Consider the following 14,840-nt stretch of genomic DNA (forward strand, 5'->3'; position numbering starts at 1 on the left):
CAAAGTTTGACATTCCCATAAGGTGTTTTATAACCCTATCGGATGATTTTGACCGATACCCCAAAAGAGGTATCGGAAGCGCAGGAAGCATAATAAAACAAGGCTGCAACTATGTATTACAGCCTTGCCGGATAAAGCGCTTGCCAGGGATTACGGTATATTTGGGGTAAATGTTCCCTGGGAGAATGCGCCTGTCAGCTGCTGGCTGTTGGTCTGGCTCCTTACCTGGGCATAGAGGTAGTACGGGGTTCCTTTTGTGATAAGTCCCGGATTGCCCGTTACAAACCTGCCGATGTTATAAAGATCCTTTGGAAGAATGCTTGAATTTATCTGCTGGTTGGGGCCAAGGTTTACATTTAATGGCGCGTCGCCGATTGATATGAGCTGCGAACGCTGCTGGTTCATGTCATTGCTGGTGGCAAAGTAAAAGTCCAGCGATACCCATTGGCTGATGTCTACAGAAGGAGGGAAGGGATTGGACGTCTGGTTTATAACGGTAAAGCTGCAACCGGAAAAAAGGTAGTTGTTCTGCGAGTTTGGCCAGCCTCCGTTTACCATCTGGGCTGCAAGGTTTGCAATCCGGAGCCCGGGAACAGTTTCGGGAGCCGGAAGGTTGGTAAAGTCAACCACTTCGTCTTCCTGTCCGGCAAAGAGGTAGCGCAGGCCGTTAACCTCTATGCAGGCCGACCAGCACTTATGTATGCCAAAGCACGGATCGCCAAAAATGCCATTGCCCATCTGAACTTGCGTGGTTCCGCCGTCAAGGGTATCCTGTAATGCATCTGTTACATTTATAACAGTATAATTGTTGATGTTAGTGTTAGTGTTCAATGCACCGTATACGGCCCATCGAACGTAATAGTTAGTTGTACTCATAATTTTTAGTATATTGGTTAAAACTTAGTTAATGTGCCTTCGGTGATGCGCATCGCTAACAGGCATTACAAAGTTTGAAATTATAGCCTGCTGTATCATGCCCCTAAAGGATGGTTTTTATGGATGCCTCAAAAGAGGTATGGCCGGAAAAACGGGGGTGCATTTGCAGGATGACATTTTTGAAGTAAGTTTACAATACCTCTTTTGGGGTAGTCCCTGCATCAAACAGGTAGCTATATTTGCATCATATACAAACAGTAACCAATAAATAATCTAAATATGCCAACAAATTCTAAACACATTTTCGTTCAGGTAAACACGGATGCCATCATCGACATCAGCAGGAAATATGAAGGCAATTTCCCGGAAGGGGCGCAGCTGGACCAAACCATAATATACGACCAGGGTTCCATGGTGCTGGGCAGCCCTATAAAAGAGCTTTATATTGATGTGGAACCGGGTCAGCAACTTTATATTACCATACTTCCGCTGATGCTGTATGGCTATCACAAAGTGTATTTTACTGATTTTGTGCCCGAATCTCCTTCCAGCGTAATAAATAAGCTGCCTGAATTTAATTCGCACGTCGTTAGCTTTAGCTTAGATGTTGACACTGAAGCACATGTTGGCGCGCAGGAGCGTTTTGGACTTAAAGCCGTACTGGAATATTCTGACGGCGATGGCAACATCCTTACAATAGACATGGACATAGACCCGGTGCTCAGGGTAATCCAAAGAAGACAGAAATAATACATTTAGTGAAGCGACAGGTTTACAAAACAGCCATACTCTTTTTCTTTTTTTTGTGCAGCGGTATTGCTTTTGCGCAGGATAAGGAAAAAGCAGACAGCCTGAAAGCCGTACTGGCGAAGGGGGGCTCGCTTACTGCTGTGGAAAAAATGGAAGTATTGGCCCAGATTTCCACCTATGCCGCTTCGCCTGAAGAGGTGCTTAAGTATGCCGATAAGCTTTTGGCGCTTGCTTCCGCACAGAAGGCTTACCCGTATATGGTTACGGCCTATCACTACAAGGGTGTAGCGCACCGGCTGAAGGGCGATTTGAAGGTTTCGCTGAAAAACCTCTTTGCCAGTGCGGCGCTGGCAGCCAATCATAAGCTCTACACCGAGGAGGCCGAGGCATACGGCGAGATTGCCAATACCTATACCGCCAACAAGGATAATAAAAATGCCCTTGTTTACAATAAAAAGGCGGTAACGATAATGCGTCGCCAGGACAATAAGGAAAGGCTGGCAGTAAACCTGCTCAATACAGGCTATAACTATTACATTTTGAACCAAATGGACTCCGCCCTTGTGTGCTACAATGAGGCGGAGCCTATTTTCGAAAGCATTGGCCTTACGATAGGCTCGGCCTATACCATAGGCAACCGGGCGCTGGTATACTGGAAACATGGTAAAACCGGTGTGGCCGAAAAAGACCTGCTCAAGGCAATAGCAATGCTTAAAACACTGGGCGACCAGTTTGGCATGGCCGATTACCACAACCAGCTGGGGAGGCTCTATTTCGAGCAGGGGCAGCCGGAAAAGGCGGCCGGACATACCCTGCAGGCTGAAAAGATGGCAAAGGGGCTCAACCTGAAAGGCCAGGTAAGGGATGCCAACAAGCTCCTGTCGGGAATATATGAAGAAAAGGGCGATTACCAAAAATCGCTTGCCTATTACAAACAATTCGTTGCCTATCGCGACAGCATTGAAAATACGGAAAATACCAAAGAAATTGCCAATCTCAGAACCGAATTTGAAGTCAACCAAAAGCAAAAGGAAATTGCTGTACTGGAAAAGAACCAGCTTATGAGCCGTATATACATCATCATTGCCGTATCGTTATTGCTCATTGCCATACTGCTGCTGCTCTATTTCAGGCAAAGGTTCGTAAACACAAGGCTCCTGGCGGGCAATGAGCGAAAGTTACATGACGAGAAAATAAAAAACCTGCTGAAGATGCAGGAAACCAAAGCGCTGCAGTCGATGGTGGAAGGGCAGGAGAAGGAACGCAAGCACATAGCGCGCGAGCTCCACAATCATTTTGGCAGCCTGCTGGCGACCATAAAGGTGAACCTTAACGCCATTGATGAGAAGGCCATTTCCAACCATGCCACGCTGACTACGCTGGTAGACCAGGCCTGCAGTGACATCCGGAACCTTTCGCATACGCTGAACATGGGCGTTTCGGAGGACTTCGGGCTTATCCCGGCCATTAAAGAACTGGTGGCCAACATTGAGCAATCGAACAAATTGGAGGTTGAATTGTCGGCCTCTGTCGGGGATGAAGAGATGGGGGTAGAAATGGAACTCTTCATTTACAGGGTCATACAGGAATTGGTAAGCAATGTCCTGAAGCATTCAAAAGCCACAAAACTGTCGATAACCATCATTTGCTTTGATGAGGATAACCTCATAAATATCATCATTGAAGACAACGGGAAAGGCTTTGACGTAGCGCAAAAAATGAAGGCCGGCTCCGGGATGGGCCTCAATACCCTTGCCGAAATGATTACCGAAAGGCATGGCGACATTAAGATAGACAGTAATGCCACAAGCGGTACGACTGTTATAATTGACCTGCCGATTGATGCAGAGGGTTATAACCAATAACTGAACAGAGATGATTAAAGTACTCATAGTAGATGACCACCATTTGTTTGCCGAAGGGGTAAAATCCATGTTTAATGCCGCCGACGGCATAGAGGTCGTGGCCCATACCATGAACGGGAATGCCATAGCTTCGATCCTGGAAACTACCGATATCGACCTGATCCTGATGGATATCGACATGCCGGTCATAGACGGCATTGCCTCGATGGAGCTTTTGAAAAGCAAGGGGTTTGACAAGCCGATACTGATGCTTACCATGCATCAATCCATCAAAATGATACGGGATGCGCTGGAAAAAGGCGCACAGGGCTACATACTCAAGGATGCCTCGAAATCGGACCTGGTGCAGGCCATCAAAACCACGAGCCAACGGCAGAATTATTTCCACCCTAAAATTAATGACCAGGTATTCAATTACCTGCGCGGAAAAAATACGGTAAACACCGACCAGCTTTCCTCGCGCGAAAAAGAGATCATAAAATGCGTTTCGCAGGGCATGAATACCAAGGCTATTTCCGGGGTGCTGTTCATCAGCGAGCATACCGTGAAAACGCACCGCAGGAACATCATGCACAAGCTCAATGTAAAAACCTCGGCCGAATTGATAAAGCTGGCCCTGGACAAAGGGATCATTTAATCAGATGCCCAGCTTTCTTTTGAGTTTAAGAAAAACCAGGGCGGTAGTATAGGCGTTGCCCGCGGCGGTAAGGCGCTCACTCTTGCTTATCTTAACCGCATCGCACAGCTCATCAAGCGTAATGGTGGCGTCTTCAGGAAGGTCCTTCCAGCGCTGGTACAGGGTATTGGTATCCATTACAGGGTTTTTGAGGCGGCCGAGATCGAGCCTTTTTAGCGCCTGGTTGATCATTTCAATGTCCAGGTTGACGTTGTGTCCCACAAGTGTAGCATCCTTTATAAAGTTAAGGAACTGTATCATGGCCTCGGCCTCGACAAACTTTTCCTGCGTCGGCTGCCTCAGGGCACCTCCGCTAAGCGCGACCGATTGCGTATTGAACTTATCCTGCTGCACGAATACCTGCATGAAATCGCCCACTTCAATCGCATTTCCCGTAACCCCGATCGCGCCAATGGATAGTATTACATCTTCTTTCCAGTCCATCCCGGAAGCTTCCATGTCAAATATCACATAGCGCCTGCGCTCTTTGTCGTCACCTTCAAACAGGGCGAGGTAGTTTTTCCAGAATTGGGGCGCGCTGCCGCCTGTAAGCCAGTCGAATGCCATATTACTTGATGGAGGTTATTGAAAATCGGTTCTTGATCATGTCCTGTATGTCGCTTATCGGCTGGAAAGTGTTTTTAAGCTTTACTTTATCTGATTTCGACAACTCGTTTAAGTTCAAATATTTGCCGTCTGAACTGCCTTTGAGCCCTTCCTCAGTACGGAACTTCATCAGGGTATTATAGGCTTCGGCGCACTCTTCATAAAGGTCGGCGCTTTTGGGTTCCAGTTCAGCCAGTTTTTTGTAGCGGTGGTACGTATTGGTTATTTCGATAAGGTTGTGGCTTAGCGCCAGCAGCCTTGCCGCATCAACAAGGGGTTCAAGAGCCCGGCTCTTAATGTCGAAAAAGTCTTTGTGCTCCCCGTCGCTTTCCACAAGGAATTGCCTGAAAAAGCCCAGTGGCGGCGGATTTTTAAGCACATCTGCGGCAAGGTAGGCAAAAAACTTCTTATTCCGGGCAATGTTCATTTCGATATGGGACGACAGGGCATCCTCAATTACCGGCGCACCATAGATGAAATCAAAATCAAAGAAAGTGCTGCTTAGCTCTACATTCTTTTCCGCAGGCGTATTGATCCATGAATCGTATTGCTTCATCCAGTCGGTCAGCGATTTGCACCACTGGCTGTTGCTGGCCAGCAGTTTGGCCGGTGAGGGCTCATAGCCTACCTTGCCCAGGTAGTCAATCACAATTTCGGCAAGCTCTACAAAATAACGCTTTACATTATTGTATTGTTCAGGCTCAACATCTTCAAAAATCAGGGCATTGTCCTGGTCGGTAAGCAAAAGCTGCTCTTTACGGCCCTGGCTCCCGATATTCATCCATACGAAACGGACAGGAGGGGGGCTGCCGATTTTTTCTACGGCCAACTCTATGGCGCGGCGCGTTATGGCAATATTGATCTCGGCAACGATATTTGAAATGTGGGAGATAGGTATAAGGTTGTCAATAGAACTCTGGATAAGGTCGGTAAGCTTTTCACGCACATAACGCAGTTCTTTGGCGTTGGCAGCCCTGCGCGTCTGTTTTAAAAGTACTCCCGGGGTATTGGATTGTGCTGCAACCACATCGTGCTCCGAAATGATGCCGCTTACCGTGGATTTGTCTGTCCCGTCCTTTGTTACGCAAAGGTGGGCTACATTGTGCTTGAGCATCAGCATTTGTGCCTCGGCAATGGAAATGTTTTCAGGGACGGTGATCACCGGGCTGGTCATAACCTCGCGTGCCGGCGCTTCAATGGACATCAGGCCTGTAGCAATTTTGGAACGCAGGTCCCTGTCGGTGATGATGCCTATCGGCAGGTGGTCCTCATGGATGATCACGCTGCCTACGGCGCTGTTGGACATTGTTTTGGCAATGAACTTCAGTATATCGTCGGCATTGGCCGTAATGGGGTTGCGGGTATATTTTATCGGCTGGAAATATTGTATGTCAGCAACCTGGTCGCTAAAAATCACATTCTCTGCCATCAGCTTGCCGCTGCGTTCCTTGTCGTAAGGGTTGCGTGTCTGTGAGGCAAAGCTTTCGAGCAGGAACTCGAGCACTTTTGGGTTTTGCGTGATGAAAGGGCGGAAAGCCTCGATAGGAATGGCATATACAATTGACTCCTCCCGTGCACGTGCCGTCATGAGATAATCGTTTTTGGCAAAAAAAGGCCGCAATCCGAGAATATCGCCCTCGTCGCACTTGTCGATAAGGGTTTCCTCCGCATCCGAAGTAAGGGAAAGGCCCACGGCGCCATCCTTAACTATATAAAAGTCAGGGTGGGTAGCATCTCCGCCCTTAAAGAGTACCTGGTTCTTTTCGAGATAAATGACTTTTGACTGCTCGCAAATATGCATAAGGTCGGCATAGTCGAGGCTGCTGAAAGGAGGGGAGTGCTTAAGAAAGTCGGCAATGCCTTGCGCTACGGGGTTTTTCATACAAATTATTTGGAACCTAAATGTACAGATTTTTCAATTCACCCAAAAGTGATGCTTACAGGAAAAGCATAAAGGTTTGTTAAAATTGACCCGACAAAGCAAATCAACCCTGTAATGCTTAAATTTACCGTATCAATTTTATAAATAAACAACCATGAAATTATTTACGAAAACCGTAATGCTTTTTGTAGCTGTGTTAGCTACATCATTAACATCTGCCCAGGATAAAAAACCGGCCAGCCCGCCGGCAACCGCTACCGGTAAGATCAATGGCGCAAACATTACCATCGACTACAGCAGCCCGTCTGTAAAAGGAAGGGTTATCTGGGGAGAGCTTGTGCCATATGGCAAATTATGGCGCGCAGGAGCCAACAAGCCCACAACTTTTGAAACCGATAAAGCCCTGATGGTTGAAGGCAAAGAACTGCCGGCAGGAAAATATGCGTTGTATGTAATTCCGGAAAAAGGTACTGCAACAGTGATTTTCGGTAAAGATCCTTCAGTTGGTTTCAATAAGTATGATGAATCCTATAACCAGTTAAGCGTTAGCGTAAAAACAAAGAAGTCGGCCAGGATGACCGAAAGTTTGGTATACAGCATCAATAAAGATAATGTAACGCTTACGTGGGAAAATTTAGACATCCCGGTGAAGATTAAATAATTATTCACATTAAGGATATGAAAGCACATTGTCTACATCAATGTGCTTTTTTTATTTATGTAAGTGATTTGATATTTTATTTTTTATTTTAGTACCAAAATTCAATACTAAACTTCATGGAGGAAAAGAAATCCCGTTTGATAAAAATTACAATAACGATTATAGTGTTTATCGGGATTTTAATCGGTGTCTATTTTTTTGGATATTCGCAGGGGAAAGGTGATTGCCAAAAAGAACAAATAGAGTTTTATAGGAGTAAAAATTAGACAATACAAACCAATAATATGATGATTGATATAATTACCAATTAAATTATTATTTTACATAATGTAAATTATAGTTCAAAATTTACATACAGGAAAGCGGGAGTAAACCCGCTAATTCCCAGTAATTATTGTTATTTCTTGATGTCACCTGTATAGACGAATTTCTCGCCCTGGTACACTGTAACCTGTACAACCCCCGTTTTAAGCGTATGCATCACATACCCGAAAACCTGGTTATTTGGGAAACGTATGTAATATGTACTGTCAGCCATTGTTGGCGCCGGTTTTTTAAGCTTAAAGCGGTATTCGCCATCAGGCATGATGTGCAGCGTAAATTTATCCGTTTCAGCTGCGGTATACATTAGCTGGCCACCAACATAATGCTCGGTAACAGTTTCAGGCAATGACGGAAAATCTTTGAAGGAATTTGATTTTTTAAGTATCGAATACAATTCAAAAGTCTTGATCGATAACGGCACCTGCTTATCCTGTGCAGCCATGTTCATTGCAAATGCCATCAGTAAGCAAACGAGTAATTTTTTCATTTTGGTAATTTTTTGATTTAAGGACGTAAATATAAAAAGATTTTAATTCCTTACAGGGATTACATGCAATTACAGCAAAAATATACCCGCTGTAATTTCCCGTTGAAATATTCGGGCGATATTTGCGTTGGATTACCTCAAACAAACCACAACTCATATGTCCGATACCGTTAGGATCATATCCTCTGCAGTGCTTTCTGAAAACTGGGGAAAGCTCAATAAAGTCAAATACGAAACGCTTTTGAAAGACGGCTCCTGGCAGACCCAGGAACGCGAAGTGTACAATCGCGGCAATGGTGCTGTGATTTTGCTCTATAATAAGGTAAAACAAACTGTAATATTAACCGAACAGTTTAGATTGCCCACCTGGTTCAACGGTAATGCTGACGGCATGATGATCGAAGCGCCTGCCGGCCTGCTGGACGAGCATGATCCGGAAGAATGCATTCGCCGCGAAACTGAGGAAGAAACAGGCTATACTGTGACCGATGTAAAGCGTATCATGGAAGTGTATATGTCGCCCGGCTCGGTTACAGAGATCATTTACTTCTTCATTGCTGCTTATTCCGATGCCATGAAAACCGGCGAAGGCGGCGGCCTTGACAAAGAACAGGAAAATATAGAAGTACTTGAAATAAACTTTGATAAAGCATTGAAAATGATATATTCAGGCGAAATTAAAGATGCCAAAACCATTATGCTTTTGCAGTACGCACAGATACATTCGCTTTTGGGTTCTGACTAAGGTACTGAGGTACTTAGGTACTAAGGTTCTTAGAGCCTAAGCGCCTAAGCCCATCAGCAACTAAGTAACTCAGTTTAACATAACTTTACAATCCGTTCTGTAGGTAATTGCTTATTTTTAAGTTCAAATACGTACCGGATGGATATTACCTTCAACAACGACCCCAAACTTTCCATACTGTTCCCCTTTATTTATTTCGCGTGGCAGGACGATGTGCTGACCAGTAAGGAAATCAGGATAATAAGCGATTTCATTGGCAGCCAGGATTGGCTTACCAAAGCCGAAAAAGACTTCCTGAAATCAAAAATAAATACCGCCTCCCCTCCTGCCCGTTCTGAGCTTTTCCACTGGAAGGAGAAGATCAATGCAGCCATGGAGAACAACAAGCCGTCCAACCTTACCGAATTAGGCATACTCATTGCAAATTCCGAAAGGGAAGCCATTAAAAATGAAGACATTGAATCCCTTGCTGTTGCTTTTGCGGGATTGGAATCCGGATTGGGCATCATGAGCCGCGAGGTCATTAGCGGCTTCCGCCAAAAAAGGGACACCATTACCAATAAATACCGCACGGCAGAGAGTTTTAACGTTGCTAAAATGACGGCATTGCTCGATGGCAGCCAGTCGGAAATAATAAATAAGGTAAAAGCGATCATTGGCTCCGCTGAATTTAAGCTTGACATTCCAACCGACACTCAGGAATACCGTGAAAAAGTATTCCAATGGTCGGAAATACTGGCTGAAAACGGCCTGGGTTCCTATGCATATCCTAAGGCGCAGGGAGGAAAAGATGATATACTGGGGTATTTTTCGATCATGGAGACCCTCAGTTACCACGACCTGAGCCTCGTTATCAAGTTTGGCGTGCAATTCGGGCTTTGGGGCATGAGCATCCTCTCCCTCGGCACCGAAAAACATTATAAAAAATACCTGAGGGATGCGGGAACCCTTGAGCTTCCCGGATGTTTCGCGATGACCGAAACCCATCACGGGTCTAACGTTAAAGGCATTGAAACGACGGCTACCTATAACCATGCAGACCGCTCGTTTACAATCCATACGCCTGTAAAATATGCACGCAAAGAATACATCGGCAATGCGGCCAACCATGGCGAGATGGCAACGGTGTTTGCCAAACTCATCATTGACGGGAAGGATTATGGCGTAAATGCGTTCATCGTGCCTATTCGCGACAAGGAGAAACAGACCGTGCCGGGTGTTACCATAGAAGATTGCGGCCACAAAATGGGGCTGAACGGCGTAGATAACGGCATTATTTATTTTGATAACGTGGTTGTGCCTTACGAGAATATGCTCGACCGCTTCGCACAGGTTAATGAGGCAGGCGAATTTGAAAGCCCCATCCCGAGTGACAACAGGCGTTTCTTTACCATGTTGGGCACATTGGTCGGCGGGCGCATCGGCATACCACGTTCAGCTTTGGCGGCAGGAAAGACAGGATTGGCCATAGCGATAAAATATGGCGACAAACGCCGGCAATTCGGGCCGGAAGGCGGCAGCGAAGTCCCTATCCTGAACTACCGCATGCACCAGCAACGATTGATGCCGTACCTGGCAAATGCGTACGCGCTTCATTTTGGCTTACAGTATCTTACCAAACGTTTCGTAGACCGCACCGAAGATGAAATGCAGGAAATAGAGGCGCTGGCCGCCGGCATGAAAGCCTACACTACGTGGAATACCCGCGACACGCTGCAGGAATGCCGCGAAGCCTGCGGCGGCAAGGGCTACCTGAGCGAAAACCGCATTGACGACCTGAAGAATGATACCGAAATCTATACGACTTTTGAAGGTGATAACACGGTACTGATGCAGCTTACGGGCAAGAACAGGCTGGGCGAATTCCGTAAAGAGTTTGGGGAAATGAATGTTTCCACAATTTTCAATTACGTACTGGACCAGGCCAAAACCGCTGTCACGGAAAAGAATCCGTTTGCCACACGGAATACCGACGAAGCACACCTCAAAAGCCGTGAATTCCACCTGAGTGCTTTTAAATACAGGGAAAAGGAAATTGTAACTTCGGCGGCAAGGCGTTTTAAAAGGCTGGTTGATGACGGGCTGGATGCTTTTGATGCGGCCAACGTCATGCACCCCCACATGATACAGATTGCCGGTTCCTATCTGGACCGCGTGATCCTTGAGCAGTTCCAGACCCAGCTTGACATTGTGCAGGATGAAGGCCTGAAGGAAGTTTTGGAAAAATTATACCACCTGTTTGCGCTCAACAAAATAAGCGAACACAAAGCCTTTTACCTGGAACAGGGCTACATGGAGGGCAGCAAAACCAAAGCCATACGCAAGCTGGTAAGCCAGTTGTGCTGGGAAATCCGGCAGGATGCAGTGCCGTTGGTCGATGCTTTCAACATTCCGGAAAGCTGCCTGGCGCCGATTGTTACCAACAAAAAGGGCGAAGCGTAAAAAGAAAAGAATGTGGTTTTATGAAAATCTTCTTGTCCCGAAAATTATTTTGTTTCGAGCGCAGAGACGTTGCAATGCAACGTCTATATCAGGACACATAAGTTAATTTCGTATATAGTCAGTTATTGCAATTTTATATCGAACTCACATATTTATTGAGAGCTCGGGATAAGCACTTTTTCTCAAATTATTGTGTTTAAATCATTCATATAGACAATTATCCTTTTTTTTACCACAAAGGGCACGAAGATTTACACAAAGTACACTATGTAATCCGTCAAAAGGCGGGAGTTCACAAAGCTTTGTGTCCTTTCAGCGTAAAGATTTTGTCCTTTCTGTTTTGTGTTCATAGTGGAAAAACCTTGTGACCCTTGTAGTAAAATCTTTAAATGAATCTTCCGAACACTTTTGAATTAAAGAACTTGCAGATTTAGAATAATAATTTTATCTCGAATTCACGTTATTTAGAAATTAACGTTCCATGCTAATATTGTATCATAACACAGCCTTCCGTTTTTTACTACTAATGGCGAATCGAAATTATTCGTGTATAGAGCGCCGGTACCCAGTCCCTGCGGCATAGGGTTATTTTGCAGGTAGGTCCACTGCGCAATGGCATTCAGGCCGATGTTGCTCTCCAAAGCCGAGGTAACCCACCAGCCGATGTTGTATTTTTCGGCAAGGCTGACCCATTCATTGGTACCACGGAAGCCGCCAACCAAACTTGGCTTTAATATGATGTACTGCGGCTGTATTTTTTGCAGCAGCGCTTCTTTATCTGCAAAGGAAAATACACCTATTAGCTCTTCGTCGAGGGCAATGGGCAATGGTGTGTTTTTGCACAGATCGGCCATGGCGTCCTGTTGATGTTGCTTTATCGGTTGCTCTATGCTATGTAATTGAAATGATGATAATTGATCTAATTTACTTAAAGCTTCATTTTCGGCAAAAGCCCCATTGGCATCGACCCTGATTTCGATTTCCTCAGCAGAAAAATTGGACCGGATAAACCGCAAAAGCCCCAGTTCCTTTTCAAAATCGATTGCCCCAATTTTCAGCTTTATGCAATTGAACCCCTGTTCCAGCTTCTCCCCGATCTGCTGCTTCATGTAGGCCTCCTCTCCCATCCACACCAGCCCGTTTATGGCAATGTCCTCCTCCCCTTTTGTAAAGGCGGAAGGGAACAGCAGATAGGGTGTTTCTGCTTCAAGCGAACGGAAAGCCGTTTCCAGTCCAAACTGGATCGAGGGGAATTCAAGCAATGCCTCCCACAGCTTTTCTTCCCCCAAACCGATGTTCCCGCACGCCCATCGGAGCTTTTCCTCATAGTCCGGACGGTCGTCAATGCTCAGCCCGCGCAGCAGCCCGCACTCCCCTATTCCGCGTTTCCCGTCTTTTTCAAGGATAATAAACCAGGTTTCCTTTTCGGTCATCACGCCACGGGAGGTACCTGAAGGGCGTTTGAAATTGAGCGTGTATTTTTTATAAGTCGCATTCATTGAGTTTGGGGCACTGATTATTAAAAATCAACACACTCCTAAATTCTCTCAAGACTATTGTTCGGACACATCTCCACCGAAATTAATTCCCTACGGGAAAATAACGTCCGGCGTAAACTTTGCTACCAAAATTAATTCCCTAACGGGAAATATCAGCACCTATATTATCCCGTAGGGATTAAATTTCGGTAGAAATAATGACGTTATGATCGGTTTTTCCCGTTAGGGAATTAATTTCAGTTCTCAAATATTTGTGCGTAAATGATAGTCTTGAGATGGGCTAGAAGTATGCTTTTTGATGACACAATTAAAAGTTGAAAATTATAATTCTATGTCTTCTCCAATAGCGATTAGCATCAGGTCTTTGCCTTTGTTGAAAAATTTCCTGATGGCTTCCTCATGGTTGATCTTGATATATCCGAAAGTATCGTAGTGATAGCCAAGCACTTTGTCGCACTCCACAAAATCGGAAGCAATGATGGCATCCTCAACATCCATGGTAAAGTTGGAACCGATAGGCAATATGGCAAGGTCGAGTTTGGTGCGCAACGGTATCAGCTTCATGTCGTAAGTAAGCGCCGTATCGCCGGCAATGTAAATATTCTTGTGTTCGCCCTCAATCACGAAACCGCCCTGGTTGCCGCCATAAGTCCCATCCGGAAATGAGCTTGAGTGCACTGCATTCACATACTTCACTTTCCCGAAGTCGAACTGCCAGCTGCCGCCGTGGTTCATCGGGTGCGTATTAAAACCTTTCTGTTCGTAATATCCGGCAATCTCGGCATTGGAAACTATCGTTGCGCCTGTATTGTTTGCAATAGCCTCTACATCCAGAATGTGGTCGCCGTGGGCGTGGGTGATCAGTATGTAATCCGCTTTCAGCTGCATGATGTCGATGTGCGAAGCCAGTTCATTGGCCGAAATGTACGGGTCTACGATGATGTTTTTGCCCCCTACCTCAATCCCGAGGCTGGCGTGGCCGTAATAGGTAATTTTCATTTTTTAGTTTATTTGTTGATATGTTTATAAATTGATTCGGTTATTTGTTGGTCGTTGGTAACGTCTTTGGCAAATAACCAAATCAACGCATCAACAAATAAACTTCTTTTAAAACTGCAGTACTATACAAAGCAGCACCGACAGGAAAAATGTACCCAACGCTACCTTTTTCAGTTCCGGGTCCAGGTCGCGCGGCACGGTATTTTTCGCTACAGTCCTCAAATGCAGGACGAACGGTACATACGAAAGTAAGAATAAATACTGTACCGGACTGAAATTGCTGAGGATGGCAAAGGCGAGCGTTAGGCTCAATGCCGTGATGATGACTGCGAAATGGTACACCTTAGCGTTCTTGGCACCCATTTGCACTACCAGCGTGTTTTTGCCCGATAGCGCATCCGAAACCTGGTCGCGCATGTTGTTCAGGTTAAGCACCGCAACGCTTAGCAGCCCTATGGAAATGGCAGGGAGTATCACAAGGGTGTCGACTTCTTTGGCAAACAAAAAGTAGCAGCCTATGACGCTTACAAGTCCGAAGAAGATGAATACGAATACATCGCCCAATCCCCTGTAGCCGTATGCGGAGCTGCCTACTGTATACTTAATGGCGGCGGCAATGGCGGCCAGCCCCAAAAAGAAAAAAAACAGGGAGTAGGTAAAATTTTCCTTTCCAAAGGACAGGTAAATCAAAATTACAGCGGCAGCCAGTGTGAGCAGTGACGTAATGATGATGCCTTTTTTCATGGCGCTTACGGTAATGGCCCCGCTTTGTATGGCGCGCTGCGGCCCGATGCGGTTCTCGTTATCGGTGCCTTTTACGCCATCGCCGTAGTCATTGGCAAAATTGGATAAAACCTGAAGCCCCAACGTTGTTACCAATGCAAAACTCAGTATGCCCCAATTGATGAAATCCTGTGAGTAGGCATAAAAGCTCCCCACCAATATCCCTGAAACCGACAGCGGCAGTGTCCTTAAACGTGCGGCCTGCAGCCATGCTTTTATGTTTGACATTCTTTAAAATCTGTTTA

The 14,840-nt window shown here is 45.7% G+C and carries 13 protein-coding genes; 6 read left to right on the top strand and 7 right to left on the bottom strand.

The window, feature by feature from the left end; all coding sequences use genetic code 11:
* Nucleotides 1-150: 150 nt before the first annotated feature.
* Complete coding sequence (locus OGH69_RS03145; protein WP_265172982.1) at nucleotides 151-876, bottom strand: hypothetical protein; 726 nt, start codon at nucleotides 874-876, stop codon at nucleotides 151-153.
* 279 nt (nucleotides 877-1,155) lie between these two features.
* Here OGH69_RS03145 and OGH69_RS03150 point away from each other — a divergent pair, with 279 nt between their 5' ends.
* From OGH69_RS03150 to OGH69_RS03160, 3 genes are read left to right on the top strand one after another with little or no spacing between them, the layout of a single operon-like run.
* The gene (locus OGH69_RS03150) at nucleotides 1,156-1,626 is read left to right on the top strand and encodes a hypothetical protein (protein ID WP_265172983.1); all 471 of its coding nucleotides are present in this window, start codon (nucleotides 1,156-1,158) and stop codon (nucleotides 1,624-1,626) included.
* 8 nt (nucleotides 1,627-1,634) lie between these two features.
* Nucleotides 1,635-3,491, top strand: a complete 1,857-nt coding sequence (locus tag OGH69_RS03155; protein ID WP_265172984.1) for a tetratricopeptide repeat-containing sensor histidine kinase — start codon at nucleotides 1,635-1,637, stop codon at nucleotides 3,489-3,491.
* Between the two features lie 10 nt (nucleotides 3,492-3,501).
* Nucleotides 3,502-4,128, top strand: coding sequence for a response regulator (locus OGH69_RS03160; RefSeq protein ID WP_265172985.1), 627 nt, complete (start codon nucleotides 3,502-3,504; stop codon nucleotides 4,126-4,128).
* On the opposite strand, the gene OGH69_RS03165 is transcribed toward OGH69_RS03160, so the two are convergent.
* Together OGH69_RS03165 and OGH69_RS03170 are read right to left on the bottom strand one after the other, a co-directional pair.
* A complete protein-coding gene (locus OGH69_RS03165; protein WP_265172986.1) occupies nucleotides 4,129-4,734 on the bottom strand; it encodes a 3'-5' exonuclease in 606 nt (201 codons plus the stop codon). It lies immediately after the preceding gene.
* Nucleotide 4,735: 1 nt separating this feature from the next.
* Nucleotides 4,736-6,655, bottom strand: coding sequence for a DUF294 nucleotidyltransferase-like domain-containing protein (locus OGH69_RS03170; RefSeq protein WP_265172987.1), 1,920 nt, complete (start codon nucleotides 6,653-6,655; stop codon nucleotides 4,736-4,738).
* A 154-nt stretch (nucleotides 6,656-6,809) separates the two neighbouring features.
* On the opposite strand from OGH69_RS03170, the gene OGH69_RS03175 reads away from it, so the two are divergent.
* Nucleotides 6,810-7,316: a DUF2911 domain-containing protein gene (locus OGH69_RS03175; protein WP_265172988.1), complete on the top strand. Its 507-nt coding sequence runs from the start codon at nucleotides 6,810-6,812 to the stop codon at nucleotides 7,314-7,316.
* 397 nt (nucleotides 7,317-7,713) lie between these two features.
* Here the strand turns inward: OGH69_RS03175 and OGH69_RS03180 are convergent, their stop codons facing one another.
* Nucleotides 7,714-8,127: a hypothetical protein gene (locus OGH69_RS03180; RefSeq protein WP_265172989.1), complete on the bottom strand. Its 414-nt coding sequence runs from the start codon at nucleotides 8,125-8,127 to the stop codon at nucleotides 7,714-7,716.
* Between the two features lie 157 nt (nucleotides 8,128-8,284).
* Here OGH69_RS03180 and nudK point away from each other — a divergent pair, with 157 nt between their 5' ends.
* Together nudK and OGH69_RS03190 are read left to right on the top strand one after the other, a co-directional pair.
* A complete protein-coding gene (gene nudK, locus OGH69_RS03185) occupies nucleotides 8,285-8,872 on the top strand; it encodes a GDP-mannose pyrophosphatase NudK (RefSeq protein ID WP_265172990.1) in 588 nt (195 codons plus the stop codon).
* A gap of 138 nt (nucleotides 8,873-9,010) precedes the next feature.
* Nucleotides 9,011-11,314 carry an acyl-CoA dehydrogenase family protein gene (locus OGH69_RS03190; protein ID WP_265172991.1) on the top strand — a complete coding sequence of 768 codons (2,304 nt, stop codon included), beginning with the start codon at nucleotides 9,011-9,013 and terminating at the stop codon, nucleotides 11,312-11,314.
* A gap of 464 nt (nucleotides 11,315-11,778) precedes the next feature.
* Here OGH69_RS03190 and OGH69_RS03195 read toward each other — a convergent pair whose 3' ends face one another.
* From OGH69_RS03195 to menA, 3 genes are all read right to left on the bottom strand, one after another.
* Nucleotides 11,779-12,813 (bottom strand): o-succinylbenzoate synthase, encoded by a 1,035-nt coding sequence (locus OGH69_RS03195; RefSeq protein WP_265172992.1) that lies wholly within the window; start codon nucleotides 12,811-12,813, stop codon nucleotides 11,779-11,781.
* Between the two features lie 321 nt (nucleotides 12,814-13,134).
* The gene (locus OGH69_RS03200; RefSeq protein ID WP_265172993.1) at nucleotides 13,135-13,812 is read right to left on the bottom strand and encodes a metal-dependent hydrolase; all 678 of its coding nucleotides are present in this window, start codon (nucleotides 13,810-13,812) and stop codon (nucleotides 13,135-13,137) included.
* A gap of 108 nt (nucleotides 13,813-13,920) precedes the next feature.
* Nucleotides 13,921-14,823 (bottom strand): 1,4-dihydroxy-2-naphthoate octaprenyltransferase, encoded by a 903-nt coding sequence (menA, locus tag OGH69_RS03205; RefSeq protein WP_265172994.1) that lies wholly within the window; start codon nucleotides 14,821-14,823, stop codon nucleotides 13,921-13,923.
* Nucleotides 14,824-14,840: the final 17 nt, after the last annotated feature.

The organism is Flavobacterium sp. MFBS3-15 (assembly GCF_026107645.2).
Taxonomy (GTDB): domain Bacteria; phylum Bacteroidota; class Bacteroidia; order Flavobacteriales; family Flavobacteriaceae; genus Flavobacterium.

Bases quoted from the DNA above. Each gene is read 5' to 3' on its own strand.
- OGH69_RS03145 (WP_265172982.1), bottom strand. From the start codon at position 876: ATGAGTACAACTAACTATTACGTTCGATGGGCCGTATACGGTGCATTG.
- OGH69_RS03150 (WP_265172983.1), top strand. From the start codon at position 1,156: ATGCCAACAAATTCTAAACACATTTTCGTTCAGGTAAACACGGATGCC.
- OGH69_RS03160 (WP_265172985.1), top strand. From the start codon at position 3,502: ATGATTAAAGTACTCATAGTAGATGACCACCATTTGTTTGCCGAAGGG.
- OGH69_RS03165 (WP_265172986.1), bottom strand. From the start codon at position 4,734: ATGGCATTCGACTGGCTTACAGGCGGCAGCGCGCCCCAATTCTGGAAA.
- OGH69_RS03170 (WP_265172987.1), bottom strand. From the start codon at position 6,655: ATGAAAAACCCCGTAGCGCAAGGCATTGCCGACTTTCTTAAGCACTCC.
- OGH69_RS03175 (WP_265172988.1), top strand. From the start codon at position 6,810: ATGAAATTATTTACGAAAACCGTAATGCTTTTTGTAGCTGTGTTAGCT.
- OGH69_RS03180 (WP_265172989.1), bottom strand. From the start codon at position 8,127: ATGAAAAAATTACTCGTTTGCTTACTGATGGCATTTGCAATGAACATG.
- nudK (WP_265172990.1), top strand. From the start codon at position 8,285: ATGTCCGATACCGTTAGGATCATATCCTCTGCAGTGCTTTCTGAAAAC.
- OGH69_RS03190 (WP_265172991.1), top strand. From the start codon at position 9,011: ATGGATATTACCTTCAACAACGACCCCAAACTTTCCATACTGTTCCCC.
- OGH69_RS03195 (WP_265172992.1), bottom strand. From the start codon at position 12,813: ATGAATGCGACTTATAAAAAATACACGCTCAATTTCAAACGCCCTTCA.
- OGH69_RS03200 (WP_265172993.1), bottom strand. From the start codon at position 13,812: ATGAAAATTACCTATTACGGCCACGCCAGCCTCGGGATTGAGGTAGGG.
- menA (WP_265172994.1), bottom strand. From the start codon at position 14,823: ATGTCAAACATAAAAGCATGGCTGCAGGCCGCACGTTTAAGGACACTG.